The sequence below is a fragment of the Nocardiopsis sp. TNDT3 genome, assembly GCF_003427465.1.
GTDB lineage: Bacteria > Actinomycetota > Actinomycetes > Streptosporangiales > Streptosporangiaceae > Nocardiopsis > Nocardiopsis dassonvillei.
Map to the genome: position 1 here is coordinate 1 of NZ_QPFC01000811.1, position 1,051 is coordinate 1,051.

Sequence of the window (1,051 nt, forward strand, 5' to 3'; positions counted from 1 at the left end):
CCGGGCCGAGACGGGGGCGGAGCGGTTGCTCCGCCCCCGCGCACTATCACGCACGTCACAGGTTTCCCTCGGCGGCACAGATGTTTTCGGGTGATTTTCCCGAAACGTGACCATTCTGTAGTTGCCGATCCGAGTGGTTCAGTCCGGCGGTGGGGGCATCATTCCTAGCGTGACGGTGACGGATGCAGGCGCCCGGGGGCAGCGGGACCACACGGGGTTGAACCATCTGGGATCGCTGGCGGTCCGGGGGGACGACGGGGCGATGGACTCGCTGCTGCGCGAGGTCCGCCCCATGGTGGTCAGGTACTGCCGTGCCCGCCTGGCCCGGGTCTCGGGGCTGGCCCACTACTCCGACGACGTGGCCCAGGAGGTGTGTATCGCCCTGCTCTCGGCGATACCGCGCTACCAGGACCGCGGCCGCCCCTTCGCGGCCTTCGTGTTCGGCATAGCGGCCCACAAGGTGGCCGACACCCTGCGCGGTGCGGGCAGGGTCGAGACGGTGCCCACCGACTCCGTGCCCGAGCGCCCCGACGAGGGGCCGGGGCCCGAGGAGTCGGCGGTGCGGGTGATCGAGGCCCAGCGGGCCCGGGAGCTTCTCGACGAGCTGCCCGAGCAACAGCGCAAACTGCTGGTCATGAGGGTCATCGCAGGACTTACGGCGGATGAGACGGGACATGTTCTTGGAATGTCGGCGGGAGCGGTACGGGTTGCCCAGCACCGAGCTATTGCTCGGCTTCGGCAGGTGGCCGTGGCGAACCGCCTCGTCCCCTGAGCACTCCGGACGCCCCCGGCCCGGACGCCGCCGGTGCCCCGACCGCCCCCGGGTGCGCGGATACTGCCGCGCCCTCGGGCCGTCGGGCTACCTCCGCCCCTAGAGCCGCCCCGTCCTCCCGAGGCGCGTGCCACGGGTCGGGTCATGGGGTGACCACCTCATGTGACCCGTTGTGCGGCGACCGCCACCGGGGACCGCGACGACGGCTCGGAACGGCCCCGACCGCCGCCTCCCCCTCTCCCGGGGACGGCGGGAACGGGGGGAGGACCCCGGACCCCC

General features: G+C 72.0%; 1 protein-coding gene. It reads left to right on the top strand.

The window, feature by feature from the left end:
• Positions 1 to 175: 175 nt before the first annotated feature.
• The gene (locus DQW06_RS19815; RefSeq protein ID WP_013155028.1) at positions 176 to 772 is read left to right on the top strand and encodes a sigma-70 family RNA polymerase sigma factor; all 597 of its coding nucleotides are present in this window, start codon (positions 176 to 178) and stop codon (positions 770 to 772) included.
• Positions 773 to 1,051: the final 279 nt, after the last annotated feature.